Source organism: uncultured Maribacter sp. (assembly GCF_963974015.1).
Classification (GTDB): domain Bacteria; phylum Bacteroidota; class Bacteroidia; order Flavobacteriales; family Flavobacteriaceae; genus Maribacter.
Window position 1 is genome coordinate 292,365 of record NZ_CAXBBZ010000001.1, and the last position, 24,671, is coordinate 317,035.

Below are 24,671 nucleotides of genomic sequence, written 5' to 3' on the forward strand. Positions count from 1 at the left end.
ATTATAACCTTTATTTTTTTCTTCATTGATATAGTATATTATCCTCAACATTAAACTACCAATATTTTTTACACCTTCTTTCTAAATTTGTACAGCTTTACATGAATATTGTATAATCGGAATCTTTGCATATCTAATTTAGGCATAAAAAAATCCTGTCGACATTAACGAAGACAAGATTTTTTAACCAACTAACTCAAAACTTTAAAACCGCATACTCAATGCCCAAACGTTGTGGGGAGAAATACACCTTTTAAATATTTACGCAAATTGCAAATAAAAGTTGTTCCAAATCCTACAATTTTTATTATCAAACCATATGATTGTATAGTTGGCATACATTTAAGTATAACTGGAAATTCACATAATCATTGACTGTAAGGTAATTAGGTGGTAATGTTTTAACATTTTTAAGATTTTTTTAATACATTGTACGTTAAATACTAACATATTTTACAATGACAAAAACAACAACCAATTTATTATTGATGTTGATTACCATTGTAGCTGGCACATTCTTTTACACAACCTGTTGTAGTGAATGTCATAGAAGAAGGCTTAGATAAAAACAGAAGAACCGTAATTACTTTAAATTAAAACATACACTAATCCTATAAAAAAGTAAATCATGAATTTTGAAAATATGAATATTTGGTACTGGGTAATACCGGCTTTAGTTGGAATCATCTGCGGTATATTGGGCTATCGTATTGGCAAAGGGTCTACGAAAGCGAAGGATAATTCTACCGAAATATTGAACCTTAAAACAAGTAACAGCAAATTAAAGGCTGATTTAGATGCCTGTAACCAAAAAGTTATGAAGAACGCACCAAGTTCTCCAAGCACAAATCTAGGTGTATCTGCCGCCTCTTTTGCTGCTGGCGCTGCAACAAGTAAGGCTATAGCATTCGATGCCTCTGCTGCAAAAGCTGTATTTGGCAAGAACATTAAACAAGATGATTTAAAATTGGTAGAAGGTATCGGACCAAAAATTGAAGGCATGTTCAAAGATCATGATATAAAAACATGGAAAGCGCTTTCTGAAGCGAGTCTTGCCGAATGTCAAAAAATACTGGATACTGGTGGAACTAGATATAAAATTCACGATCCAGCTTCTTGGCCAATGCAATCTAAAATGTGTTACGAAGGCAGATGGGAAGAATTAGCCAAATGGCAAGAAGAGCACAAACACGGTAAATTATAATTTAATGCACAATCAAAAAAAATCCCGATCATAACTGATCGGGATTTTTTAATTTTATAATGCTCCGTTTGCTTCCACCCATTTAAAATGGTATTGATCTTGTGGAAACTTCATGCGTTCTGCAATTCTTTCCAATCTTGCAGGTAACTTGATTAAATATTCACGAGCTTTCTCGGCTTCTTCATTCAATGACCGTATTCCTTCTAATTCCCAGAAAGCATTCAATTTACTCAAAATATCAACATAATCTTGTGCTGTATAAACCCCTAAACGTTGTGCACAATTTGAGAAGTTTTCAAAAGCTGAACCTATAGTACCGCCAGATTCTCTTAAAAAATGCGCAGGCATTACAATTTTTTTCTTCATCATTTCCGCAAAAGCAATCATCATACCTGAAGGATCTTCGCTAAAAATAGTCTTCACAAATTCTCTATACGCCAAATGATGTCTCATTTCATCACCTGCTATTATAGTACACATTTTACCTAAAAGGACATTTCCTTTCTTTTTAGCCATTTGACCAACCCGCTTATGCGAAATGTTAGTAGCCAATTCTTGAAATGAGGTATACACAAAGTTCTTATATGGGTCACGATCAGTACCGATATCAAAACCATCTGAAATTAAATGTTGGGTAGTTAATTCTACTTCTCTCATATTTACCCTTCCAGATAAGTAAAGATATTTATTCAACACATCTCCATGCCTATTCTCTTCTGCAGTCCAAGCGCGTACCCATTTTGCCCAACCATTAGTTTTATGATCCCCATGTTGGTCAATACCAACAACATCCATCAACCAAGATTCATAGGTTGGTAAGGCCTCTTCTGTAATTGTATCAGCTACCATGGTAACCCAGAAATCGTATCCTAAATCTTTAGATTCTTCTCGCAGTTCTTTTACTTCCTGTAAAAAAGTATCTTTTTCAGAATTAGGTAAAAAATCTGTTGGTTGCCATATATTCTCAGGCTTTATTAGGAAAGATTCCATAAAGCCCTCCACCTGTGGCTCTAATGCCTGCATCACTTCTAATCTTATATTCTTAATCGGCATAATTTGATTTTTATCAAAGTTCGTTAATAAAACAACTCCTTTTTATGTAAAGTTAATGGTTTTCTCAGTTTCTGCCCTTTTCATTGGGATAAAACATATAAACAGGGTCACTTTGCCAATATTTTTTAGTGTTTATATCAAATACCGTTAATGGACCTTTGAAGGCTGCCCCAGTATCAATATTCCAAACATTTGCTGCATTTTGCGGAGTAGTTTTTCCTATTCGAGTTACTGGCGTATGCCCAATATAAATTTCTGAGTAATTTTTAAGCCTTTTTGGATAATGAATATGTTCTTGGTCCAATTCTTTATTTAATGAAAGAGCCAATTCCCATAAAGTGCGATCCCAATAAAAGGTCTTCTTGAAATATTCGAATTCTATCCCTTTTAAATTAGTAAAACCAGCATGTAAAAACAACCTATTTTCTGTATCTAGATGATAATTCTCTAAGCTTTCATAAAACTTTAGATGCATACTTTTGGCTTCTTCAGTAATGTTAACATAAGAATTCATAGTTGCTTCACCACCATGCATAAACCAAGTTGGGTTGTCACCTGCGCCTGTCAACCATTCATAACAAAGTTCATCGTGGTTACCCCTTAGAAAGACGCAATTATATTCTTCTTTAAGCTGTATTAGATAATTTATGGTTTCAACGGCTTCACTCCATCCGTCAATATAATCTCCTAAAAAAACTAGGGTATCTTTATTAGTAATTGTCGCTTTTTGAAGTACTTGTTTCAAAGCTTGTAATCCGGAATGGATATCACCTATGACCAGTGTTCTTTTTAAACTCATTTAGCAAAAATCGCAAATACTGCTATCACCACAAGGATAAAAAGCACTAAAAAAAAGATTTTCCAAAATGAATAAGGTCTATTGCCACTTAATACACCTGTTTGGCCATTGATATAGAAATTATATTCCTTACCATCATATTTATATGAACTAAGGTATATTGGAAGTAATATATGTTTGAATTTTTCATCTGATAACTTAATATCGGTATTTGCTATTCTTTGGGTGTCGCCTCCAATGTCTCTTCGAATCCAATTATAAGCAATATTCTTAGCCTCTTGAAAAGATTTATGATGACCGTCCTTCAATGAAACGGTATATTTCTCGGTTACAAAACCCGACAGATATTTTGAATTAAAAACAATTAAACCTTTAAGGTTCCAAAATCCAACTTTAGCCGGAATTTCTTTTCTCTTTTTCTCAGAAGCATTTATAAGGATATCGTCTACAAAACCATCAACATTACCAGATACATAGGTCCATTTAGTTTTTCTTACCTGTCTTGTACGTTTACCCTTATCACTATTATAGGTTTGAGTCTCATAATAATAATCACCCCTTTGCCCCTGATAAGAAGCAAACAGATTCGCATCAAAAGTCCAATAAGGTAAATAAAGTCCATGTAGCCCTTCTGGATCAAGGGCAGCTTTTTTTAGATTATCAGGCGCAAACCATATTTTGTTTACCCAATCTTTAAAAATAGAATGAGCTTTTTTTGAATCAAGTTGAAATGGCACTAATGCCCCAGGTAAAATCCATCCTTCTTTTTCAATGTCTTCACGAATTAATGGCTCACCACAATAAACACAATTAAGCGATTTATAATTTTCTTCTACATGCTGATTGGCACCACAATTTTTACAATGTAAGAGCTCAATAGTTTCTGTATAGGCATTCTCACCAACAATTTTTAAGTAATGTTCTAATTCAAGTTCCTCAAAACTACTTTTAGATTGTTCAATGAATTCTTCATACCCACAATATTCACATGTAAGTTGATGTGAGCCAGGTTTAAATTTTAACTCGGCACCACAATTGGGACATGCTTTTTTATATTCCGATTTCTGAATATCGTCCATAGTTCGTATCCCTTATAACAAAAGAGCGTATATTTCCGCTTTTAAAAACGTTATGCTGTTGGTAATGGAGGTGGAGTATTACCTCCTAAAAACGATTTAAGCTCCTCTATTTCTTTTAACTCCGTCCAACTGGCCATACCTTGTTTCCAAATTAGCGAATCTCTATTAATTATTCTACTAGCGAACAGTTCTTTCAATTTCTCATAGGGAACCGGCCCCAATTGTTGACCGCTTACTGCATAAAAATACACAACTTGAGCAGGAACTGGTGGCGGAGCTTGTGGCTGTGTTGCTTGACCGCCGAATGGTTGCGTACCTGGCTGACCCATCATACCTCCCATTTGTTGTGCCAATACAAAGCCCATACCCATACCCATACCTGCACCTGCAGTACCACCTTCATTTTTAGCGGCCAATTCCATCGCTTTCGCAGCTTTAAATTGTGCTAATTTGGCCATGTCTAACTTATCTAACCGGCTATATTCAAAAATTTCTTTTTTCAATTCTTCCGGCATCGATACATTTTCGATGTAGAATTTCTCTAACTCAATACCAACCCTATTAAATTCAGGCTGCATTACCACTTGGCACGTTTCTGAAAGCTCACTCGTATTTGCCGCGTACAATTCAATCGGTAAATTAGCTTCACCAACCGTATCGGTAAAGCGAGTAACGATTAAACTTTTTAAGTGTTCGTTAATTTCATAATTAGTGAAATTACCATCAGTACCCACTACATCTATGATAAATTTACCTGAATCATTAATTCTAAAGCTATAGGTTCCAAAAGCTCTTATTTCAACTAAACCGAACCTATCGTCGCTTAACATAAATGGGTTTTTCGTTCCCCATTTCTCATCGGTAAACAAGCGGGTATTTACAAAATAAACCTCAGCTTTAAATGGACTGTCGAAACCGTATTTCCACCCTTTTAAGGTAGTAAGAATAGGAAGGTTTTTTGTGTTTAATGTGTATGTTCCCGGTTTAAAAACATCTGCCAATTGACCTTCATTGATAAATACTGCGGTTTGCCCCTCGCGAACAATTAACTGCGCATTATTCTTAATTTCATTTTGATAACGTTCAAAGCGGTGAACAATGGTTTCATTATTAATATCTAGCCATTCGATTATATCAATAAATTCGTGACTTAGTTTCTGTTTAATTTCATCAAATATGCTCATGGTCAGAATGTTTTTTTAAATATGTAATTCAAGATATGGATTTCATCCTCAGACCCAAAAAAAGAACCGTTTTAATTCTAAAAAACAATCTGTTAACTACCAAAATTTAATAATTCCTTAAGATTATTTAGGAAGTAGAAACAAATTCTAATTAACTTAGGATTTCTAATTTTCATTTAGATTTATGAAAAAGATATTTTGCATTGGCGAATTGTTAATTGATTTTGTTGCTGAAAACCAAGGAAAAGATTTAACAAAAGCAAAGGAATTTTCAAAAAAAGCAGGCGGCGCTCCTGCAAACGTTTCTTGTGCTATTAGTAAATTAGGCGGTGACAGTGTATTTATTGGCTGTGTTGGTAACGATCCGTTCGGCACCTTTTTATTACGGATCTTAGAAGATGAAAAAGTGGACATTTCGTTAGCACAAAAATCTGATACATTTACCACATTAGCTTTTGTTTCCTTGGATGAAGACGGTGAACGTGATTTTGTTTTTAGTCGTGGGGCAGATAGAGAACTTGCCTATGATTCGTCTCATAAATCTTATTTCAAAAACAACATCATACATTTTGGTGCTGCTACCGCTCTTTTAGGGGGCCCTTTAGAAGAAGCCTATAGTAGATATTTATTTGATGGACTTACCAAAAATGCTTTTATAAGTTTTGACCCAAATTATAGAGTAGACCTCTGGAAAAATAAAGTTGATAGTTTTAAACGTAAATGTGAATCTTTCATTGAAAAATCACATCTCTGTAAATTTAGTTTAGAAGAAGCTCAACTTCTGTCGGGAAAAGAAGATGTAAAAGAAGCTTGTAAAGTACTTCATGAAATAGGTACTGAAATTATCGTTATTACACTAGGTAGTGAAGGAACATGGTTAAGCACCAAAAAATTTCAAAAAACCATACCCAGTATTAAAGTAACTCCGAAAGACACCACTGGCGCAGGCGATGCATTTATTGGGTGTCTATTGCAACAAATTGCCGAACATTCTAGTATTGATGCGTTGTTGGCAGATGAAAGCATCCTTACAAACATGGTAGCTAGGGCGAACAAAGCTGGCGCTATAACCACCACTAATTTTGGCGCAATTGAATCCTTACCTACATTACAACAATTAGATTCTTAAAATGAACCAAGCTGAACTACACCGCTTATTGGCCTCAAAAAGTCAAATAAAAAAAGGCGCGTTACCGTTAAAATCTTTATACGACCAAAGATTGTCAACCAATCTTACCCTTATTAAGACTCAATTTTTTTCATTATACAAAGACACTGAACATAAAGCATATTTTTTTAAGCTTTTAGATCAATTAGAGCATCTTTTTAAAGAACGGCCTACTGAATTAAAACAGCAGGACATAGAACGATTACATTCTGGGAATTGGTATCAAAGTGAGAAAATGATGGGTATGCAGCTATATGTAGACCGGTTTAATAAAGACATCAACGGTCTAAAAGAGAAGTTGCCATACTTTGAAAATCTTGGAATCAATTTTCTGCACTTAATGCCAATCACTACCCGACCTTCTGGTGAAAATGATGGTGGTTATGCGGTGAATAGCTATCATGAAATTGATAGCAAATATGGCACCAAGGATGACTTTCTTGCTTTGACTAAAAAAGCTAGGGAGAAAAAAATGTTCTTAATGCTAGATTTTGTCGTTAACCATACTTCCGATGAATTTGAATGGGCCCAGAAAGCAAAAAATGGAAGCCTGCATCATCAAAATTATTATTACACTTTTTCTGACCGACTTATACCAGATGAGTTCGAGAAAACATTACCAGAAATATTCCCTCAGTCGGCACCAGGTAATTTTACCTATAATGAGGAAATGGAAAAATGGGTAATGACCTGTTTCAATAATTACCAGTGGGATTTAAACTATAGAAATCCTGAAGTGTTTATTGAAATGTTAGGCAATTTAATGGCCTTGGCTAATTTAGGGGTAGATGTTATCCGTTTTGACGCCCTTGCATTTTTATGGAAAAAATTAGGCACACTTTCTCAAAACCTACCAGAAGCCCATACTCTTATTTCACTCTTTAGAATGTGCCTACAAGTTATCGCACCAGGGGTTATTCTACTGGCAGAAGCTATTGTTGCTCCAAGAAATATTATTAAATATTTTGGTGAAGATATCACAGAAGGCAATGAATGTGAAGTTGCCTATAATGCCTCTTTAATGGCATTATTATGGAATTCAATTGCCACCAAAAAAGCCTCTTTAATGCTAATGAGCTTAACCGAGATCCCTAATAAACCTAACGATGCTACTTGGATTAATTATATAAGATGCCATGATGATATCGGCCTTGGTTATGATGATGATTTTGTACGCTCGATGGGTTCAGACCCTACTGCCCATAAACAATTTATACTAAATTATTATACCGGTAAATTAGAGTGGTCACCGGCAAAAGGATTAATGTTCATGTACAATCCCAAAAACGGAGATGGCAGAATTACCGGTAGTGCAGCTTCATTATTAGGACTGGAAACCGCATTGGAACTGAAAAATAAGAATATCATTGATTACGCCATCGCTAAAATTCTAATGATGCACGGTATAATTTTGACCTATGGAGGAATTCCTATGATATATGCCGGTGATGAAATTGGCACATTGAATGACTATACATACGAGCAAAACGATGACCATGTAAATGACAACCGCTGGGTAAATAGACCTATGCACAACTGGGATGTTGTTTCTGAATTGAAAAAAATAGATGATATTCCGTCTGCGATTATTTATCAAGGTTTAAAAAAAATGATTCGCTTGCGAAAAGAACATGACATTTTTCAAGATTTAAATGATGTAAAAATACATGGCTGTCTTAATCAACATATTTTTGTCTATGAAAGAACCAATGGAAACGAAAGCATTTGGGTATTATCTAACTTCAATGAGGTTTCCGAAACATTGGATATCGGCTGGTTACTTTCAATTGGAATTCACGCTGGTAAGAACTCGATTGATTTACTAACAGGAAAATCCTTTGAGCTTATTCACAATGAGTTGCCCTTGAAACCTTTTCAACAGCTTTGGATTGTGAATATCTAATTATACTTCACCTTCCTAAGAACTCGAAGCGCCTCTTTCAACGAATCATTTATATCTGGATATTTAGGTTTTAAGATTTGTCTAGCCTTTTCCATTTGATGTTTAGCTTCCTCAAAACCGTTTAAGTAACAAATAAGATAAGAATCTGCTAAGTATTTTAAACTCCTAACCTCAGCTGGTGTTAAAGCTGCACTACTACTCGTTTTTACCACTAAAGCATTATTGTTTGAGTAAATTTTTTCTAGTTTTCCCCTATTATATTTTGGCGGATTAAACAGTAAATTGCTATTAATTTGATAGGTGCCATTCTCACTAAAGTAGATGACCACTTTTTCTAAAGGGTAATATTTTTGCTTAGACCCAAGTCCTAACTCAACAAACTCTATTATAGTAAAAGAATTATCATCAATACTTATTTTAACCTCATCTAAATTTGAATAGAATAATTTCACCTGTTCATTGATCAACTCAATATCTACTCTATAATAATACGTTTCGCCATTAACTACCTTTTTTTTGCCTGCCCAACAAACTACAAATTGCTCTTTAAAAACCTTATAGTCACTTTCTAAATCTTTATGCCTATGATTTAAAAAGTCTATTACGCCATCTAATGTAAGCTCAATATTATTCTTGGCATGTTGTTCTATTGTCGCTACAGCGTCCACATTAATGTTCTTCAGTTCAATATCGTAGGCTTTTGGCAAACTTATACTGCCTTCTCTAAAGAAAACTGAGCCCCCATAATATTTCCAAATGTTTTTTCTTAATGAACATAATTTTCCGATAGACTTTATGGTTACCAGACCCACAACCTTACCATCTGGTAAATTTGGAAATGGAATATTTTCATAAGATATACGAGGGGGATTATCTAAATAAGCATTGACTAAATTTTGAATCTTGCTATCATCAAAAAAATCAACTCCTACTATATTGTTATCCTCATCTTCAACACCAACAACAATAAATGAATTGTTCGTAGGGTTGCTATTGGCCAAAGCACAAACATGCTTTAAAAATTTTGCCTTACCCTCTTTTTCACCAATATTAATGAAGCGCTTTTTATCGTAAAAACTATTCTCGTCGTTATGTGCGAGTAAGTTTTTTACCAATAAGCGTTTATTAATCATTTTATGGGAGTTTGACTATTCCTGTTTATACAATTTTACAATTATTAAGTTTTGTTTACAATAGTTGAAGAAGCCTGTGCGGTGGGCATAACTACTAAATCGGCGATATTCACATGATAAGGTCTAGTCACTACAAAATGAATTATATCTGCAATATCTTCTGGTTTTAGTGGCTCAAAACCTTTGTAAACATTTTCTGCCCTGTCTTCATCACCCTTAAATCGTACATTACTGAACTCGGTTTCCACTAGGCCAGGGTTTACAGCACCTACGCGTATACCGTACGGGTTCAAATCTATTCGCATTCCTTGGTTTATTGCATCTACAGCATGCTTACTTGCGCAATAGACATTCCCTTTTGGGTAAACTTCTTTACCTGCAGTGGAACCAATATTAATAATATGGCCCGATTTTCGTTCTACCATTTGCGGTATCAAAGCTTTAGACACATACAACAAGCCTTTCACATTAATATCTAGCATGGCATCCCAGTCATCAACACTACCTTCTTGAATGGTATCTAAACCGTGGGCGTTACCCGCATTATTTATTAAAATATCAATTTTAGCAAAGTCTTTTGGTAATGAGGAAATCGCTTTTTGCACCGAATCTTTCTCTCGAATATCAAAATTTAAGGTGTGGACTTTCACTTCCTTACCAAGTTCTTCTTTTAGGGCATCCAATCTTTCTTGGCGTCTGCCACACAAAACTAAATCTATCCCGTTTAAGGCAAAATTAATCGCTGTAGCCTTACCTATTCCGCTAGTAGCTCCTGTAATAAATGCTGTTTTTTTCATTTTTATTTTTTAATTACGCAACTTCATGTCCTTCTTTCGCTTCTAATAATATAAACCAATCTTGCAATTCCATTTCAATGTTAACAGCTTCCATAGCCATTTTCAATCTTTTCAGTGTTGCAGTACCTACCACTGGATGAATCTTTGATGGGTGTTTTAAAATCCAAGCTAGTAATAATTGGTCTTCAGTAGCATTATATTTTTTGGTTAAAACGCTCAGCACATCATTGATTCTCTTGTTCGATTGAGATACTTCCCTAAAATAATTACCTAATGGACTCCAACTCATAGCGAGCCTATCATGAATGATACAATCATCTAAAGTCCCGTCGTTCATTACCTCATTAGATGATAATGAATATTCTACTTGATTGGCATCAACCTTAATTTCTTTTTCTATTAACTTAATCTGTGACGGCGAGAAATTTGACACGCCAAATTGTTTGATTTTTCCCTCTTTCTTTAATTTTCTTATTGCCTCTGCTATTTCTGCCGGATTCATTAATGGGCTAGGCCTATGTAATAGAAGTAAATCTAAATATTCAGTCCGTAACATTTTTAATGACCTTTCTACAGACCAAATGATGTAATCTCTATTGTAATCGTAATGCTTTACTTTATTTACTCTGTCTTTAGCATCAAACTGAATGCCGCATTTACTTATAAATTGAATATTTTCTCTTTTAATAACGCTTTTAGCAAATGCTTTACCGAATTGTTCCTCGTTGGTATAATCGCCATAAATATCTGCATGATCGAATGTCGTGATATTGTTTTCTAAGCAATGATTCATCAGCTCAATCATTTCTTTGGTGGAATGTTGTTTTCCCCATTTTCCCCAGGTCATAGTACCAGCGATTATTCTCGAATATTTCAATGTATTGTTCATAGGTTAATGAATTTAAAAAGAATTCCCTTAAAAGCTTCATAAAAATAAGGGGTTTTCGCATTTTTTAACCTATCATTAACAGCTACTGAATGAATAAATTTTCAATTTGCATGACTGTTAAAATTTGTAGCGTTAACAATTAATAATATATAGTTTTAAATGGAAGAAAATACCTCAATTGACATTAGTGCCGTAAATGAGAAAATAGCTCAAGAAAGTGCTTTTATCGATTTATTGATGCTTGAAATGAATAAGGTAATTGTAGGCCAGAAATATATGGTCGAAAGATTATTAATCGGTCTCTTGGGACAAGGACATATTTTATTGGAAGGTGTTCCTGGTTTAGCAAAAACACTAGCGATAAATACACTTTCGAAAGCAGTTAAAGGAAGTTTTAGCAGAATACAGTTCACTCCAGATTTATTACCTGCAGATGTTGTAGGAACAATGATCTATAATATGAAGTTGAACGACTTCTCTATAAAGAAGGGCCCTATTTTCGCGAATTTCGTTTTAGCCGATGAGATAAACCGTGCGCCTGCAAAAGTACAGTCTGCTCTTTTAGAGGCGATGCAAGAAAAGCAGGTGACTATTGGTGATGAAACTTTTATTCTAGACAAGCCCTTTTTAGTAATGGCCACTCAAAACCCTGTTGAACAAGAAGGAACATATCCACTTCCTGAAGCACAGGTCGACCGTTTTATGCTGAAGACAGTTATCGATTATCCGAAAATCAACGAGGAACAATTGATTATGCGTCAGAATTTATTAGGCAACTATGAAACGGTAAATGCGGTAGTATCCATAGAACAAATACTAAGTGCTCAAAAAGCTGTTCGCGAAGTATATATGGACGAGAAAATTGAAAAATATATTCTTGATCTTGTTTTCGCTACTAGATATCCTGAAAAATACAATTTAGAAAGCTTAAAGCCTCTAATTAGTTTTGGTGCTTCACCAAGGGGAAGTATCAATTTAGGTATCGCTGCTAAATGTTATGCCTTTATAAAAAGAAGAGGTTATGTAGTGCCAGAAGATGTTCGTGCTATTGTACACGATGTTCTTAGGCATAGAATTGGAATTACTTACGAGGCAGAAGCCGAAAATATCACCTCTGTAGATATTATAAATAAGATCGTAAACGAGATAGAAGTACCATAAAGTTATTTTGCAGTTATCAGTTTGCGATTGATGATTTTATTTCAGTTGCATAATTTTCAATGCTGATTCCTGATTAGTTAACTACTGTTTGAAAAACAAAATGGATACCAAAGAGCTACTCAAAAAAGTACGGAAAATAGAGATTAAGACGCGACGTCTATCCGACCATATATTTGGTGGGGAATATCACTCTACCTTTAAAGGTAGGGGCATGACGTTTAGTGAAGTAAGGCAATATCAATTTGGTGACGATGTTAGAAATATTGATTGGAACGTTACCGCTCGTTACAATGAACCTTATATAAAAGTTTTTGAAGAGGAACGAGAACTCACAATGATGCTCATGGTCGATATAAGTGGCTCAGAGCTTTTTGGAACTACCAATCAGTTTAAAAACGAAATTGTTACCGAAATATCGGCGACATTAGCATTCAGTGCTTTAAATAATAATGATAAAGTCGGCATCATTTTATTCTCTGATCAGATTGAACTTTTTATACCACCAAAAAAAGGTAAAACACACGCCCTACGTATTATACGTGAATTGTTAGAATTTAAACCTAAAAGCAATAAAACAGATATTGCACAGGCATTGAAATTCTTGAGCAGCGTAATGAAAAAGAAAGCTATAGTTTTTGTGCTTTCTGATTTTATTGATGATGGGTATGAAAAAACACTGAAAATTACAGGTAATAAACATGACCTAACAGGAATACGAGTTTTCGATGAACGTGAAGAGTCAATACCTAATCTAGGTATGATACAAGTTGAAGATGCTGAAACTGGAAAATTACAATTAGTAAATTCCCAATCTAAAAAAGTACGAAATGCCTATGCAGAATTTCATAGAGAACGCGTTACGTATTTTAAAGAATCGTTTACTAAATCTGGCTGTGGAACATTAGATTGTAGGGTAGATGAAAGTTATGTAAAAAAATTATTGGGTTATTTTAAAAGAAGAGGTTGATACGAATGATTTATTTTACTTGTATAATTAAAAAAGGCATTTCGAACTTACGGCGAAGCATGCCTATTTTTGTATTTCTTATTTTTATCATTCAAGGTTTTGCGCAAGAGAGACCCACTGTAAGTACTGAAATAGACACTACACATATTAAAATAGGTGAACAGGTACATTGGACAGTAACCGTTGATATTGACACCACATCTACAGTTATTTTTCCTGAAGGGCAAACTTTTTCTCCGTTAGAAACTGTAGAAGCGTTTGCGACCGATACCACTAAGAAAAAAGATCGCTTAACATTACAAAAAATATACGCACTTACTCAATTCGATTCTGGGGCATATAAATTACCCTCTCAACGAATTGAAATAAACGGAACGGGTTTCATGACCGATTCTATGTTGATTAATGTAGCCACCATCCCTGTAGATACTTTAAATCAAAAAATGTACGACATTAAACCGCTGATTAATGTTGAGAAAAGCAATATCGAATTTTGGAAATATGTACTCATAAGCATTTTGATTCTACTTGTATTAGGAGCTCTTTTCTATTGGTTTGTATTACGAAAAAAACCATTAACAGAAGAGGAGAAAGTAGCACTTTTACCACCTTACGACAGAGCGTTATTAGAACTTAAACGTTTAGAAAATTCTAAATATTTAATTCAAGACGAGTATAAACAATACTATTCTGAGCTTACCTCTATTGTTCGTTCATATTTAGAGGAAGATGCGCATGTTTCCGCATTAGAAAGTACCACAGGTCAGCTAATTGAAAAATTAGAACTTTTAAAAGATGCGGGCGAGTTAAAATTGGACGATGATACCATTAAACAATTTCAACAAATATTACAGACGGCAGATTTAGTGAAATTCGCTAAAAACAAACCATCGACCTCAATTGCCGAGCAAGACAGAAAGATGGTAGAACAAATTGTGGTTAAAACCCATGACGCCCTTCCAGAACCAACCGAAGAAGAATTATTAGAGCAAGCCGAATACCAAGAGGAACTTGAACGTAAAACGAAAAGGAAAAAGATAAAGGTTGCTATTGTTTCTTTTGTCGCCATTTTACTTATAGGTACCACTATAGCTGGTATAAAATATGGTTTTGGCTATTTAAAAGATTCCGTTTTTGGACATCCAACCAAAGAATTATTAGAAGGTGAATGGGTACGCAGCAGTTATGGTTTCCCTCCAGTTCAATTAGAGACACCCCAGGTTTTAGTACGACAAGAAGTTAAGCTACCACCAGAAGCAAAAGCAGCAATCGCAGACATGCAAGCATTTGGATATACTAGTCCTATTGGTTTATTTACCGTGGGTACCACTTCAATAACACTTAATCAGCAAGACGCTGAACCTGATTTCGAAAAAACGATTGAACAGATACTTTCCAATTTTGAAGGTCAGGGAGCAAAAAATATTATCACTAAACAAGAAGAATTCTCCACCATTAGTGGGATAAAAGGGGTTAAGGTTTTTGGAAATGGCAAGTTTATTGTGCCTAATTCAAAAGAATTGATCAATGGTAAGTATACTGTATTACTTTTTGGCGGCAAAGGCTTTCAACAATACATTATTCTTTCTTGGTTAGAAGATGACACATATGCCCAAGAAATAGTTGACCGAATTTTGGCATCGGTAGAAGTTAAAACAGAATCATAAATGTTCGAGAATATATCATTTGCAAATCCTGATTTCTTTTGGCTGTTATTAATACTGCCATTAGCTATTGTGTGGTATATCTTTAAACAAAAGGAAGAGACTGCTTCGCTTCGTATTTCTAGTGCAAAAGGTTTTAGCTACAAAAGCATTTTGCCAAAATTAAAACCTGGCCTTTTTATACTAAGACTATTGGCTCTTGGTGCTATTATTATTGCTATGGCAAGACCGCAAACAGAAGATATTTCTACTAGAACCAAAACAACTAAAGGTATTGATATCGTTATAGCTATTGATGTGTCTTCTAGTATGCTAGCACGAGACCTTAAGCCAAACAGACTATCTGCCCTTAAAGATGTTGCGGCAGATTTTATCAAGAAAAGACCAAATGACCGGATTGGACTTGTTGTTTATGCAGCTGAAAGTTATACCAAAACACCGGTTACCACTGACAAATCAATTGTACTAAACGCCCTTTCTGAAATTACTTATGGTCAATTGGAAGATGGTACTGCCATTGGTATGGGGTTAGCTACCTCAGTAAACAGACTTAAAGAAAGTACCGCAAAAAGTAAAATTATCATTTTGTTGACCGATGGTGTTAACAATTCTGGTTTTATAGAACCTCAAACAGCGGCTGACTTAGCTATTGAATATGGCATAAAAACCTATACTATTGGTTTAGGCACAAATGGTAATGCACTGACACCTATTCAATATAATTCAGATGGATCTTATAGGTATGGTATGCGCCAAGTTGAAATAGATGAAGAATTACTAAAAGATATAGCACTGGCTACCGGCGGTAGATATTTTAGAGCTACAGATAATGAGTCGTTAGAAGAAATCTATGACGAAATCAATAAATTGGAAAAAACGGAGATAGAAGAATTCAAATATTACCGATACGAAGAGAAATTTAGACCATGGGTTTTATTGGCAGGTACGCTCCTATTAGTAGAATGGATTTTAAGAAACACGCTTTTTAGAAGTTTTGTATAATATGGTACAGTTAGACGAAAAAATATATTTCTACTTGCTTATTATCATACCGGTGATAGTGGCACTGTTTCTGTTGGTTTTAGTGTGGAAGAAGAAAACACGAAAGAAATTTGCGAACACCGAGCTATTAAAAAGATTGACGCCTAATCGTTCTTCTAACAAGGGTGTAATAAAGCTTATGGTATTAATTCTTGGATTGGCATCTTTAATTGTTGGTCTAGTAAACCCTAAGATTGGCACAAAATTAGAAACCGTAAAAAGAGAAGGGGTAGATATTGTTTTTGCAGTGGATGTTTCTAAAAGTATGCTGGCAGAGGACATTGCTCCAAATAGAATTGAAAAGGCAAAAAGATTAGTATCAGAAATTATAAATCAATTGGCAAGCGACCGTATTGGCATAATAGCTTACGCAGGTCAGGCCTATCCTCAATTACCCATAACTACAGATTATAGTGCTGCAAAGATGTTCTTACAGGGCATGAATACCGATATGCTAACTTCACAAGGTACAGCTATCGACCAAGCGATTGAACTTGCAACGACCTATTATGATGATGCCGAACAAACCAATCGGGTATTGTTCATTATTTCTGATGGCGAGGACCATTCTGAAGGCTCTACATTAGATGCGGTAGAAGATGCTGTTGATGAAGGCATCACTATTTATACTATTGGAGTAGGAAAAGAAAAAGGAGCGCCTATTCCAATTAAAAGAAATGGAATATTAGAAAGTCTAAAAAAAGACAATCAAGGTGAAACCGTGATTACCAAACTAAATAAGGAGGTTCTTATTGATATTGCAAGTGAAGGTAATGGTCAGTATATTGATGGCTCAAACACAGATGCTGCTGTAGAAATTATTAAAAATGAATTGTTACAAATGGATAAAAAGGAATTTGAGGCCAAACAGTTCGCAGAATATAAGGACCAATTTCAATGGTTTATTGGAGCAGCATTGTTGCTTCTCTTTTTAGATATTTTTATCTTGGACCGTAAGACCAAGTGGTTAAAGAATCTTAATTTGTTCAATGAGAAAAGACATGAATAAAATAGGCATCGTATTTTTATTCGCTTTTGTGTGCTTGTCTACTTTTGCACAAGAAGCTGACGTGAAAGAAAAAGAGAAGGCATTAAAATCTTCGACCAATCTGACATGGGATGGCAATAAAGCATTGTCTGAAGATAACTTTATCGCCGCTGAAGTAGATTATAGAAAGGCAATCGCAAAGAGTCCTGATAATAGCGTTGCTCCTTATAATTTAGGAAATGCCTATTATGCCAATGAAACGTATAATGAAGCTTTTGGCAGATTTAAAGAGGCTGGCGAGGCATCAACATCAAAAGAGGAAAAACATAAGGCCTATCATAATATGGGAAACGTTTTTATGAAGCGTAAAGATTACTCTAAAGCAGTAGAAGCGTACAAAGAAGCTTTAAGAAATGGCCCAACCGATGAAGAAACAAGATACAACCTTGCCTTGGCAAAAGAACTTTTGAAAAAAGACAAAGAGGAGAAAAAACAAAATCAAGACGATAAGGATAAAGACAAAGAGAAAAAAGACCAGGAGAAAAAAGACGAGGGAGAAAACGAGGATAAGAAAGATAAAGGAGACGAAGGTGAGAAGGGTGATGAAGGCGATCAGAATGAAGAGAAAAAAGACGAGAACAAAGAAGGTGAAGGCGATAATAAAGAAGATCAAAAGAAAAACCCTGAGCAAGGTGACAATCAACAAGAACAACAGCAACCTAGGCCCAATCAACTTTCAAAACAACAGGTTGAAAACTTGTTAAGAGCTATGCAAAATGCAGAAAAAAAGGTTCAAGACAAAATTGATGCCAAGAAAGTAAAAGGTGCTAAGATTAAAAATGAAAAAGATTGGTAGACTCAAAGTCCATAACTAAACTTACGTTAGTACTAACGGTATTTCTATCATCATTTTTGATGATGGCGCAAGATAATGATGCTGTAACTTTTGAAATGAAACTGAGCAAACCTAAGCTTGGTTTAAATGAAAGGCTTAGGGTAGACTTTGTCATGAACCGTGATGGTGATAATTTTAATCCGCCAGATTTTTCAGGGTTTAAAGTAATCATGGGGCCATCACAGTCAATCAGCTCATCATGGATTAATGGGGTTAGAAGTTATTCAAAATCTTACTCTTACACACTTTCACCAACCGCAAAAGGTAAATTCACCATTAAGCAGGCCACAATTGTTATTGGTGGCGAAACCTATAAATCGCTTGCAAGCGAAGTAGAGGTGACTGCTGCAGTAGATAAACCGAGTGATCAAATGACCGCAGATGATGTAGCTGATGAGAATCTACATTTAGTAGCAGAAATTTCTAAGACCGACCCGTTTTTGAACGAAGCTATTACGGTCATCTATAAATTATATGTTAGTCCAAATATTAGCGTATCGAATTATCAACCTTTAGACAATCCTACCTACAATAATTTCTGGAGTCAAGATATTAAAGTTTCTGCTCTAAGTGCCCAAAACGGAACTTATAAAGGCAAGCCTTATCGATATGTAATTTTAAAACGTGTTGTTCTCTATCCTCAAAAATCTGGAAAATTGGATATTGAACCTCTTTCTCTTGATGTTACCGTAGATGTGCCAACAGGAAGACGCGATTTTTTCGGACAAAGAATGTATGCCCAAACTAATAAAACAGTATCTGCGGGCAATAGAACTATTAACGTAAAGCCATTACCATTGGCCAACCAACCGTCTAATTTTAATGGAGCGGTAGGAGATTTTGATTTTGCCGTTACAACCAGTAAGAAAAGTTTAAACGCTACCGAATCTTTACAAGCAACCGTTGAAGTAAACGGAAAAGGAAACCTTAAGCTTTTTAAACTTCCTGAACTTGAATTACCAAGTGCCTTAGAAGTCTATGAGCCAGAATTTACCGAAGGGGTAAGAACAACACTGGCCGGTATGCAGGGTAAGGTTAGTAATCAATACACCATTGTACCTTCATTTAGGGGAAAATATCCAATTGCTCCGTTAAGTTTTAGCTTTTTCAATCCAATAACCGAAAAATATACGACATTAACTTCAGATGAAATTGTCATTAGCGTATTAGAGGGCCCGTTGAGTGCAGATAGCAATTCGACAACTTCCACAAATAGTTCAAAACAATCTGTTATAGCAAGTAAAGATCAGTTTAATTTCATAAAACTGACCCCAAACCTAACTAGCAAATCAATTTCTTATTTTTTCGGCTCTACATCATTCTATCTTTGGTTATTATGTCCACTTTTGTTAATTCCTTTGGCCATTGTATTCAGAAAGAAAAGAGACGCCATTGCTGGCGATGTAGCCGGTAATAAAATAAGAAAAGCGAATAAATTAGCTAGAAAATACCTTTCTGCAGCCAAGAAAGAACTAGGCAATAAAGACTCTTTCTATGTTGCTTTAGAAAGAGCTCTACATAATTATTTGAAAGCAAAATTAAAGATTGAGACTTCTGATTTCAGTAAAGATAAAATTGTCGAATTATTACATAAAAAAGAAATAGAAACAAATACCATACAAGGCTTTATAGCATTATTAGAAAATTGTGAAGCGGCAAGATATAGTCCTTTTTCCGATGTGCAAATACAGGCCGATTATGAAACAGCAAGCGAGGTAATTTCCCAAATGGATAAACAATTATAAGCATGTTCAAAAATCTAACTATATTTTTTAGCCTTTTTACATTTCTAATGTGCACTGCGCAGAACAATAAATTGTTCGACGAGGCTACAACTGCATATAATTCTGGTGAATATGAAAAAGCTATAGGCTTCTACACCGATATTCTAGATAATGGTGAGCACTCAACTGCGGTCTATTTCAATTTGGGTAACTCATTTTATAAGCTTAACAAAATAGCTGAGAGCATTTATTATTACGAGAAGGCATTATTGTTATCACCGAATGATGAAGAAGTAAAAACCAATCTTAGCTATGCTCAGAATATGACTCTAGATGCCATTGATACAATGCCCGTAACCGGATTATCTAAACTATACAAAAGTGTAACGGGTAAATTAACATTCGACCAATGGGCTTATTTTGCTATTGCCTTCATGTTCCTATTTGTTCTTTTGTATATACTTTTTTATTATGCTAACTCATCTACTGCTAAACGGTGGTCATTCATTGGCAGTATACTTGCCTTATTTATCTGTTTCATTGCAATAGTATTTGCATTTATACAGCAAAGTGATTTTAAAGATTTACAACCTGCTATAATTTTTGCAGAAGAAAGCTCCATAAAATCTGAGCCAAATGTTAACAGTCAACAGGTTTTTGTAATACATGCCGGTACTAAAGTGAACATTCTAGATCAATTAGATGAATGGAACAAAATAAAGCTGGCAGATGGCAAAACAGGGTGGGTTCAAAAAAATGCATTGAAATTGTTAAAGGATTTTTAACAATGTTTAAACCTTAGAATATTATCTTCGTCATTGATCGAGGTCAATGAAATATATAGCACGCATAACTTTATTACTATTATGGCTTTTTGCAGTTACTGCGCCAAGCATAATTACTTTATGCGATATTGACAACCCTATTGTTGTGACTAACATCAATGAAGAGGAACAACAAGAGTCGGGCAAAAAATCAATAGGTGAAGAAAAATTTGTAAAAGTAAATTCGCTAGATTTTTCAATGATTGCTATTTATGAAAATATAATAAGATTAAACCATCACATTATTGGTTGTTTTGACCTTTCGTTAGAAGTTTTATCTCCCCCCCCTGAACATTATAGCTAGTCTTTATAGTTTTTTATTCAATTGACTAATCTGTCCTATTTAAAACAAAATAGTACACAATCATTTAATTTACATGTTCAAACATATTAAAAACGATATTCCAGCGAGTATCGTAGTATTTTTCGTTGCACTACCCCTTTGTTTAGGTATTGCTCTAGCAAGTGGAGCTCCTTTATTTTCAGGATTAATCGCAGGTATTATTGGAGGTATATTCGTAGGTGCCATGAGTGGCTCTAAAATAGGCGTAAGTGGGCCGGCAGCAGGTTTAGCCGCGATTGTATTAACAGCTATTGGTACCTTAGGTGGTTATGAAAATTTCTTAGTAGCCGTGGTTTTAGGAGGCATAATTCAAATTATTTTCGGTTTCTTAAAAGCAGGAGTTATTGGTTATTATTTTCCATCTTCTGTAATCAAAGGAATGCTTACAGGAATTGGAATTATAATAATTCTAAAGCAAATACCTCATTTTTTCGGCTATGACCCCGATCCAGAAGGTGATTGGGCATTTTTTCAAGTAGATGGCAAAAATACATTTACTGAAATTCTAGACACCTTAAATAACATAAGTCCAGGGGCTACCTTGGTAGCGATTATAGGTTTATCTATACTTTTATTATGGGATAAGATCCTCTCTAAAAAAGGGAAGATTTTTCAATTGGTTCAAGGGCCTTTGGTAGCGGTAGCGGTAGGTATTCTTTTTTTTATACTAACTCAAAACAGTGAGGTTCTAGCAATCTCACCAGACCATTTGGTAAGTGTACCTGTACCTGAAGACATAGACTCATTCTTAGGTCAATTTAGCTTCCCGAACTTCAGCGCTATAACCAACCCACAAATTTGGATTACTGCATTTACGATTGCTTTGGTGGCAAGTTTAGAAACTCTGCTATGTGTAGAAGCTACCGATAAATTAGACCCACATAAAAATGTTACGCCAACTAATCGAGAGCTATTAGCTCAAGGTGCAGGTAATGTTATTTCAGGTATGATAGGTGGTTTGCCTATTACCCAAGTAATTGTTAGAAGTTCTGCGAATATTCAATCTAATGGTAGAACAAAACTTTCTGCAATTATTCACGGTTTTTTATTACTTATTTCTGTAATTCTTATTCCTACCTTGTTGAATATGATTCCTTTATCAGTTTTGGCAGCAATACTTTTTATTGTAGGTTACAAACTAGCTAAACCTGCGCTTTTCGTGAAAATGTATCGCCTTGGCTGGAAACAATCTATCCCATTTTTTGTTACTGTGCTTGGTATTGTTTTTACCGATTTATTGATTGGTATAAGTTTAGGCTTGGCAGTAGGCATCGTGGTCATTCTTTTAAAAAGCTATCAAAACTCTCACTTTCTTCATATTGAAGATAAAAGTAACGGTAAACACAAAATAAAAATGACTTTAGCAGAAGAAGTTACTTTTTTCAATAAAGGTGCAATTTTAAAAGAGTTAGATAGTCTACCAAGAGATACATATTTAGAAATAGATATTCTAAAAACCAGATATTTAGATAATGACATTATTGAAATTTTAGATGACTTTAGCTTTAAAGCTAAAGAACGAAACATAGACATAAAGTTAGTATCAAAAAGGGGTATTGTAGAAAACCCACCAAGCTTTGTTGGTTTCTTTGAAGAAAGACCAAAATCGAAATTAAGCTTAAGCTAAAACCATTATGGTTTATTTAAATTAAAAAAGATGAAAAAAAATAATTATAAAATTGTAATCTTCACCGATCTAAAAGAATCTTTGAGTAATACTTTGAAAAGTACTCTAAGTCTTGCTAAAATGATTAAAGGTGAAATAGGGCTTTTTCATGTAAAAAAAGCCTCTGATGTAGTTACAAAAGAAAGTCAACTATCTGCCATCAGATCTATTAACAATGAATATATTGATATGGATAAAAAAATTAAATCCATAGTGCAATCATTTTCAAAAGATTTTGGTGTACCCATTACATATTCTTTTGCTATTGGTAACCTAAAAAATGAAATAGCCAATTATATTGATGTACATAAACCGGATATCGTTGTTTTAGGTAAAAAAAAGAGTAACGTATTTAATCTGGTTAGTGACAACCTTATACAATTTGTATTGAACCAGCACAAAGGACCAGTATTCTTAACGGATGAAAAGAATGTTTTAGAGCTTAACAACGAATTGAGTTTTGGCATCTTAAATGATAAGGAACAATCTTCGGTAAATGATTTTACTGAAGGGTTATTATCCAATTCTCAAAAACCATTAAAATCATTTAAGATTGTTGAGAATTCCGATGCTTTAAAAACAAATCAAACCACTAAAAAAAGAAAAGAAGTAGAATTTATTTTTGAAAAGAACGATAACTCTATTCGAAACCTATCTAACTACATTACTAAGAGCAACATAAGTCTTCTTTGTGTTAATAGATCAAATGATAAAAGAAGTAAAAATGATTCGATTACCCCAAACATTAGTGATGTTATCGACACATTAAAAGTTCCTCTTATTTTAATGGGACAATCTAATAATACATTATAAAATAATTATTATAAATAAAAATATATGAAAGCACATACTAAGGAGACACAGTCAACAATGACACCTGAGAAAGCATTGAATTTCTTGAAAGAAGGCAATCAGCGTTTTCAAAATAATTTAAAAGCTAACCGAAATCTTCTAGAACAAGTTAATGATACAAGCGAAGGGCAATTTCCTTTCGCTACCATTTTAAGCTGTATCGACTCAAGGGTTTCAGCTGAATTAGTGTTTGACCAAGGATTAGGTGATATTTTCAGTATTAGAATTGCAGGTAACTTTTCTAACGTAGATATTTTAGGCAGTATGGAATTTGGTTGTAAACTTGCCGGTACAAAATTGGTTGTAGTTCTAGGTCATACGAGCTGTGGAGCAATAAAAGGAGCCTGTGACCATGCCAGATTGGGTAATTTAACTGCCTTAATCAATAAGATAGAACCAGCAGTAGATGCCGTAACCGAGCCAACAGATGAAAGTCAAAGAAATTCTCAAAATCTTGAGTTCGTTGATAAAGTTGCTGAAAAAAATGTGCTTTTAACAATCGATAATATACGTCAGAATAGCCCTGTTTTAGCAGAAATGGAAGATAATGGCGAAATTAAGATAGTTGGTGCAATGTATGACATATCTACAGGTGAAGTAGTTTTCTATTAATAGCTTGATATAATTTATTTTAAAAAGGGCGATGACCGTATCGACCTTTTTACAGTATTAGTGTAGAATTAGCACTATTTTGTAAAGAAATTTACATCATGAACCTAGATACTGTTTTTGACAATAACGAAAAATGGATAGCTGAAAAATTGGAAACTAATCCTGATTATTTTGAGCAGCTTGCGGTGGGTCAAAATCCTGAACTATTATATATAGGCTGTTCAGATAGCAGGGTAACTGCAGAAGAAGTTATGGGTGCAAAACTTGGCGAAGTTTTTGTTCATAGGAATATTGCCAATATGGTCATCAGTATCGACCTAAATGTTTTATCTGTAGTAAAGTATGCTGTTGATTATTTGAAAGTAAAACATATTATTGTTTGTGGGCATTATGCATGTGGTGGAGTCAAAGCCGCTATGCAATCGGCAGATTTAGGGGTGTTAAATCCTTGGTTGCGAAATATACGTGATGTATATCGTTTGCATAAAGAGGAACTAAACGCCATTGAAAACGAAACAAAGAAATATGATAGGCTCGTAGAGTTAAATGTAAAAGAACAATGTGTAAACCTTATTAAAACAGCTACAGTACAAAAAGCATTTCGCGACCATGGATTAAAGGTACATGGATGGATATTTGACGTACATACTGGAAAATTAATAGACCTTAAAATAGACTTTGAAGGCTATCTTAAAAACATTATGGAAATCTATCATTTAGATTAA

General features: G+C 34.5%; 23 protein-coding genes. 16 read left to right on the forward strand and 7 right to left on the reverse strand.

Annotation, left to right across the window (positions count from 1 at the left end):
- The first annotated feature begins 628 nt into the window (after positions 1-628).
- Entirely contained in the window at positions 629-1,204 is a 576-nt protein-coding gene (locus AACZ41_RS01300) for a hypothetical protein (RefSeq protein WP_339625713.1), read from the forward strand.
- A gap of 54 nt (positions 1,205-1,258) precedes the next feature.
- Here AACZ41_RS01300 and AACZ41_RS01305 read toward each other — a convergent pair whose 3' ends face one another.
- The 4 genes from AACZ41_RS01305 to AACZ41_RS01320 all read right to left on the reverse strand — a co-directional run bounded on the left by AACZ41_RS01305 (position 1,259) and on the right by AACZ41_RS01320 (position 5,319).
- The gene (locus AACZ41_RS01305) at positions 1,259-2,257 is read right to left on the reverse strand and encodes an acyl-ACP desaturase (protein ID WP_339625715.1); all 999 of its coding nucleotides are present in this window, start codon (positions 2,255-2,257) and stop codon (positions 1,259-1,261) included.
- 64 nt (positions 2,258-2,321) lie between these two features.
- Positions 2,322-3,056, reverse strand: a complete 735-nt coding sequence (locus AACZ41_RS01310; RefSeq protein WP_339625717.1) for a metallophosphoesterase family protein — start codon at positions 3,054-3,056, stop codon at positions 2,322-2,324.
- Complete coding sequence (locus AACZ41_RS01315; RefSeq protein WP_339625719.1) at positions 3,053-4,135, reverse strand: DNA helicase PriA; 1,083 nt, start codon at positions 4,133-4,135, stop codon at positions 3,053-3,055. Before AACZ41_RS01315 ends, AACZ41_RS01310 begins: the two co-directional genes overlap by 4 nt.
- Before the next feature lie 50 nt (positions 4,136-4,185).
- Positions 4,186-5,319 carry an SPFH domain-containing protein gene (locus AACZ41_RS01320; RefSeq protein ID WP_339625721.1) on the reverse strand — a complete coding sequence of 378 codons (1,134 nt, stop codon included), beginning with the start codon at positions 5,317-5,319 and terminating at the stop codon, positions 4,186-4,188.
- Between the two features lie 184 nt (positions 5,320-5,503).
- Here AACZ41_RS01320 and AACZ41_RS01325 point away from each other — a divergent pair, with 184 nt between their 5' ends.
- Positions 5,504-6,448 carry a carbohydrate kinase gene (locus AACZ41_RS01325; protein WP_339625724.1) on the forward strand — a complete coding sequence of 315 codons (945 nt, stop codon included), beginning with the start codon at positions 5,504-5,506 and terminating at the stop codon, positions 6,446-6,448.
- A gap of 1 nt (position 6,449) precedes the next feature.
- Positions 6,450-8,390 carry an amylosucrase gene (locus AACZ41_RS01330; RefSeq protein ID WP_339625726.1) on the forward strand — a complete coding sequence of 647 codons (1,941 nt, stop codon included), beginning with the start codon at positions 6,450-6,452 and terminating at the stop codon, positions 8,388-8,390.
- Here AACZ41_RS01330 and AACZ41_RS01335 read toward each other — a convergent pair.
- The 3 genes from AACZ41_RS01335 to AACZ41_RS01345 are packed head-to-tail and all read right to left on the reverse strand — an operon-like array spanning position 8,387 to position 11,209.
- Positions 8,387-9,523, reverse strand: a complete 1,137-nt coding sequence (locus tag AACZ41_RS01335) for an ATP-binding protein (protein ID WP_339625728.1) — start codon at positions 9,521-9,523, stop codon at positions 8,387-8,389. The two genes, AACZ41_RS01330 and AACZ41_RS01335, sit on opposite strands and share 4 nt — an antisense overlap.
- Before the next feature lie 44 nt (positions 9,524-9,567).
- Positions 9,568-10,320, reverse strand: a complete 753-nt coding sequence (locus AACZ41_RS01340; protein ID WP_339625730.1) for an SDR family NAD(P)-dependent oxidoreductase — start codon at positions 10,318-10,320, stop codon at positions 9,568-9,570.
- Between the two features lie 13 nt (positions 10,321-10,333).
- Positions 10,334-11,209 carry an aldo/keto reductase gene (locus AACZ41_RS01345; RefSeq protein ID WP_339625732.1) on the reverse strand — a complete coding sequence of 292 codons (876 nt, stop codon included), beginning with the start codon at positions 11,207-11,209 and terminating at the stop codon, positions 10,334-10,336.
- 159 nt (positions 11,210-11,368) lie between these two features.
- Here AACZ41_RS01345 and AACZ41_RS01350 point away from each other — a divergent pair, with 159 nt between their 5' ends.
- The 13 genes from AACZ41_RS01350 to AACZ41_RS01410 all read left to right on the forward strand — a co-directional run bounded on the left by AACZ41_RS01350 (position 11,369) and on the right by AACZ41_RS01410 (position 24,671).
- Positions 11,369-12,370, forward strand: coding sequence for a MoxR family ATPase (locus AACZ41_RS01350; protein WP_079511363.1), 1,002 nt, complete (start codon positions 11,369-11,371; stop codon positions 12,368-12,370).
- 100 nt (positions 12,371-12,470) lie between these two features.
- Positions 12,471-13,337: a DUF58 domain-containing protein gene (locus AACZ41_RS01355; protein WP_339625735.1), complete on the forward strand. Its 867-nt coding sequence runs from the start codon at positions 12,471-12,473 to the stop codon at positions 13,335-13,337.
- A 59-nt stretch (positions 13,338-13,396) separates the two neighbouring features.
- The gene (locus AACZ41_RS01360) at positions 13,397-15,004 is read left to right on the forward strand and encodes a hypothetical protein (RefSeq protein ID WP_339625737.1); all 1,608 of its coding nucleotides are present in this window, start codon (positions 13,397-13,399) and stop codon (positions 15,002-15,004) included.
- A complete protein-coding gene (locus AACZ41_RS01365; protein WP_339625738.1) occupies positions 15,005-16,003 on the forward strand; it encodes a VWA domain-containing protein in 999 nt (332 codons plus the stop codon).
- Between the two features lies 1 nt (position 16,004).
- Positions 16,005-17,051 (forward strand): VWA domain-containing protein, encoded by a 1,047-nt coding sequence (locus tag AACZ41_RS01370; RefSeq protein ID WP_339625740.1) that lies wholly within the window; start codon positions 16,005-16,007, stop codon positions 17,049-17,051.
- A complete protein-coding gene (locus tag AACZ41_RS01375; RefSeq protein ID WP_339625742.1) occupies positions 17,032-17,886 on the forward strand; it encodes a tetratricopeptide repeat protein in 855 nt (284 codons plus the stop codon). Before AACZ41_RS01370 ends, AACZ41_RS01375 begins: the two co-directional genes overlap by 20 nt.
- 59 nt (positions 17,887-17,945) lie before the next feature.
- The gene (locus tag AACZ41_RS01380; protein ID WP_339626934.1) at positions 17,946-19,670 is read left to right on the forward strand and encodes a BatD family protein; all 1,725 of its coding nucleotides are present in this window, start codon (positions 17,946-17,948) and stop codon (positions 19,668-19,670) included.
- A 2-nt stretch (positions 19,671-19,672) separates the two neighbouring features.
- Positions 19,673-20,434, forward strand: a complete 762-nt coding sequence (locus AACZ41_RS01385) for a tetratricopeptide repeat protein (protein ID WP_339625744.1) — start codon at positions 19,673-19,675, stop codon at positions 20,432-20,434.
- 46 nt (positions 20,435-20,480) lie between these two features.
- Positions 20,481-20,777, forward strand: a complete 297-nt coding sequence (locus AACZ41_RS01390) for a hypothetical protein (RefSeq protein ID WP_339625746.1) — start codon at positions 20,481-20,483, stop codon at positions 20,775-20,777.
- 73 nt (positions 20,778-20,850) lie between these two features.
- Positions 20,851-22,443 carry a SulP family inorganic anion transporter gene (locus AACZ41_RS01395; protein WP_339625748.1) on the forward strand — a complete coding sequence of 531 codons (1,593 nt, stop codon included), beginning with the start codon at positions 20,851-20,853 and terminating at the stop codon, positions 22,441-22,443.
- Positions 22,444-22,473: 30 nt separating this feature from the next.
- Entirely contained in the window at positions 22,474-23,295 is an 822-nt protein-coding gene (locus AACZ41_RS01400; protein WP_339625750.1) for a universal stress protein, read from the forward strand.
- A 24-nt stretch (positions 23,296-23,319) separates the two neighbouring features.
- Positions 23,320-23,946: a carbonic anhydrase family protein gene (locus AACZ41_RS01405; RefSeq protein ID WP_339625752.1), complete on the forward strand. Its 627-nt coding sequence runs from the start codon at positions 23,320-23,322 to the stop codon at positions 23,944-23,946.
- Positions 23,947-24,044: 98 nt separating this feature from the next.
- Positions 24,045-24,671: a carbonic anhydrase gene (locus AACZ41_RS01410; RefSeq protein WP_339625754.1), complete on the forward strand. Its 627-nt coding sequence runs from the start codon at positions 24,045-24,047 to the stop codon at positions 24,669-24,671.

Excerpts from the sequence above, each read along its gene's own strand:
- AACZ41_RS01300 (WP_339625713.1), top strand. The coding sequence starts at position 629 with ATGAATTTTGAAAATATGAATATTTGGTACTGGGTAATACCGGCTTTA.
- AACZ41_RS01305 (WP_339625715.1), bottom strand. The coding sequence starts at position 2,257 with ATGCCGATTAAGAATATAAGATTAGAAGTGATGCAGGCATTAGAGCCA.
- AACZ41_RS01310 (WP_339625717.1), bottom strand. The coding sequence starts at position 3,056 with ATGAGTTTAAAAAGAACACTGGTCATAGGTGATATCCATTCCGGATTA.
- AACZ41_RS01315 (WP_339625719.1), bottom strand. The coding sequence starts at position 4,135 with ATGGACGATATTCAGAAATCGGAATATAAAAAAGCATGTCCCAATTGT.
- AACZ41_RS01320 (WP_339625721.1), bottom strand. The coding sequence starts at position 5,319 with ATGAGCATATTTGATGAAATTAAACAGAAACTAAGTCACGAATTTATT.
- AACZ41_RS01325 (WP_339625724.1), top strand. The coding sequence starts at position 5,504 with ATGAAAAAGATATTTTGCATTGGCGAATTGTTAATTGATTTTGTTGCT.
- AACZ41_RS01330 (WP_339625726.1), top strand. The coding sequence starts at position 6,450 with ATGAACCAAGCTGAACTACACCGCTTATTGGCCTCAAAAAGTCAAATA.
- AACZ41_RS01335 (WP_339625728.1), bottom strand. The coding sequence starts at position 9,523 with ATGATTAATAAACGCTTATTGGTAAAAAACTTACTCGCACATAACGAC.
- AACZ41_RS01340 (WP_339625730.1), bottom strand. The coding sequence starts at position 10,320 with ATGAAAAAAACAGCATTTATTACAGGAGCTACTAGCGGAATAGGTAAG.
- AACZ41_RS01345 (WP_339625732.1), bottom strand. The coding sequence starts at position 11,209 with ATGAACAATACATTGAAATATTCGAGAATAATCGCTGGTACTATGACC.
- AACZ41_RS01350 (WP_079511363.1), top strand. The coding sequence starts at position 11,369 with ATGGAAGAAAATACCTCAATTGACATTAGTGCCGTAAATGAGAAAATA.
- AACZ41_RS01355 (WP_339625735.1), top strand. The coding sequence starts at position 12,471 with ATGGATACCAAAGAGCTACTCAAAAAAGTACGGAAAATAGAGATTAAG.
- AACZ41_RS01360 (WP_339625737.1), top strand. The coding sequence starts at position 13,397 with ATGCCTATTTTTGTATTTCTTATTTTTATCATTCAAGGTTTTGCGCAA.
- AACZ41_RS01365 (WP_339625738.1), top strand. The coding sequence starts at position 15,005 with ATGTTCGAGAATATATCATTTGCAAATCCTGATTTCTTTTGGCTGTTA.
- AACZ41_RS01370 (WP_339625740.1), top strand. The coding sequence starts at position 16,005 with ATGGTACAGTTAGACGAAAAAATATATTTCTACTTGCTTATTATCATA.
- AACZ41_RS01375 (WP_339625742.1), top strand. The coding sequence starts at position 17,032 with ATGAGAAAAGACATGAATAAAATAGGCATCGTATTTTTATTCGCTTTT.
- AACZ41_RS01380 (WP_339626934.1), top strand. The coding sequence starts at position 17,946 with ATGATGGCGCAAGATAATGATGCTGTAACTTTTGAAATGAAACTGAGC.
- AACZ41_RS01385 (WP_339625744.1), top strand. The coding sequence starts at position 19,673 with ATGTTCAAAAATCTAACTATATTTTTTAGCCTTTTTACATTTCTAATG.
- AACZ41_RS01390 (WP_339625746.1), top strand. The coding sequence starts at position 20,481 with ATGAAATATATAGCACGCATAACTTTATTACTATTATGGCTTTTTGCA.
- AACZ41_RS01395 (WP_339625748.1), top strand. The coding sequence starts at position 20,851 with ATGTTCAAACATATTAAAAACGATATTCCAGCGAGTATCGTAGTATTT.
- AACZ41_RS01400 (WP_339625750.1), top strand. The coding sequence starts at position 22,474 with ATGAAAAAAAATAATTATAAAATTGTAATCTTCACCGATCTAAAAGAA.
- AACZ41_RS01405 (WP_339625752.1), top strand. The coding sequence starts at position 23,320 with ATGAAAGCACATACTAAGGAGACACAGTCAACAATGACACCTGAGAAA.
- AACZ41_RS01410 (WP_339625754.1), top strand. The coding sequence starts at position 24,045 with ATGAACCTAGATACTGTTTTTGACAATAACGAAAAATGGATAGCTGAA.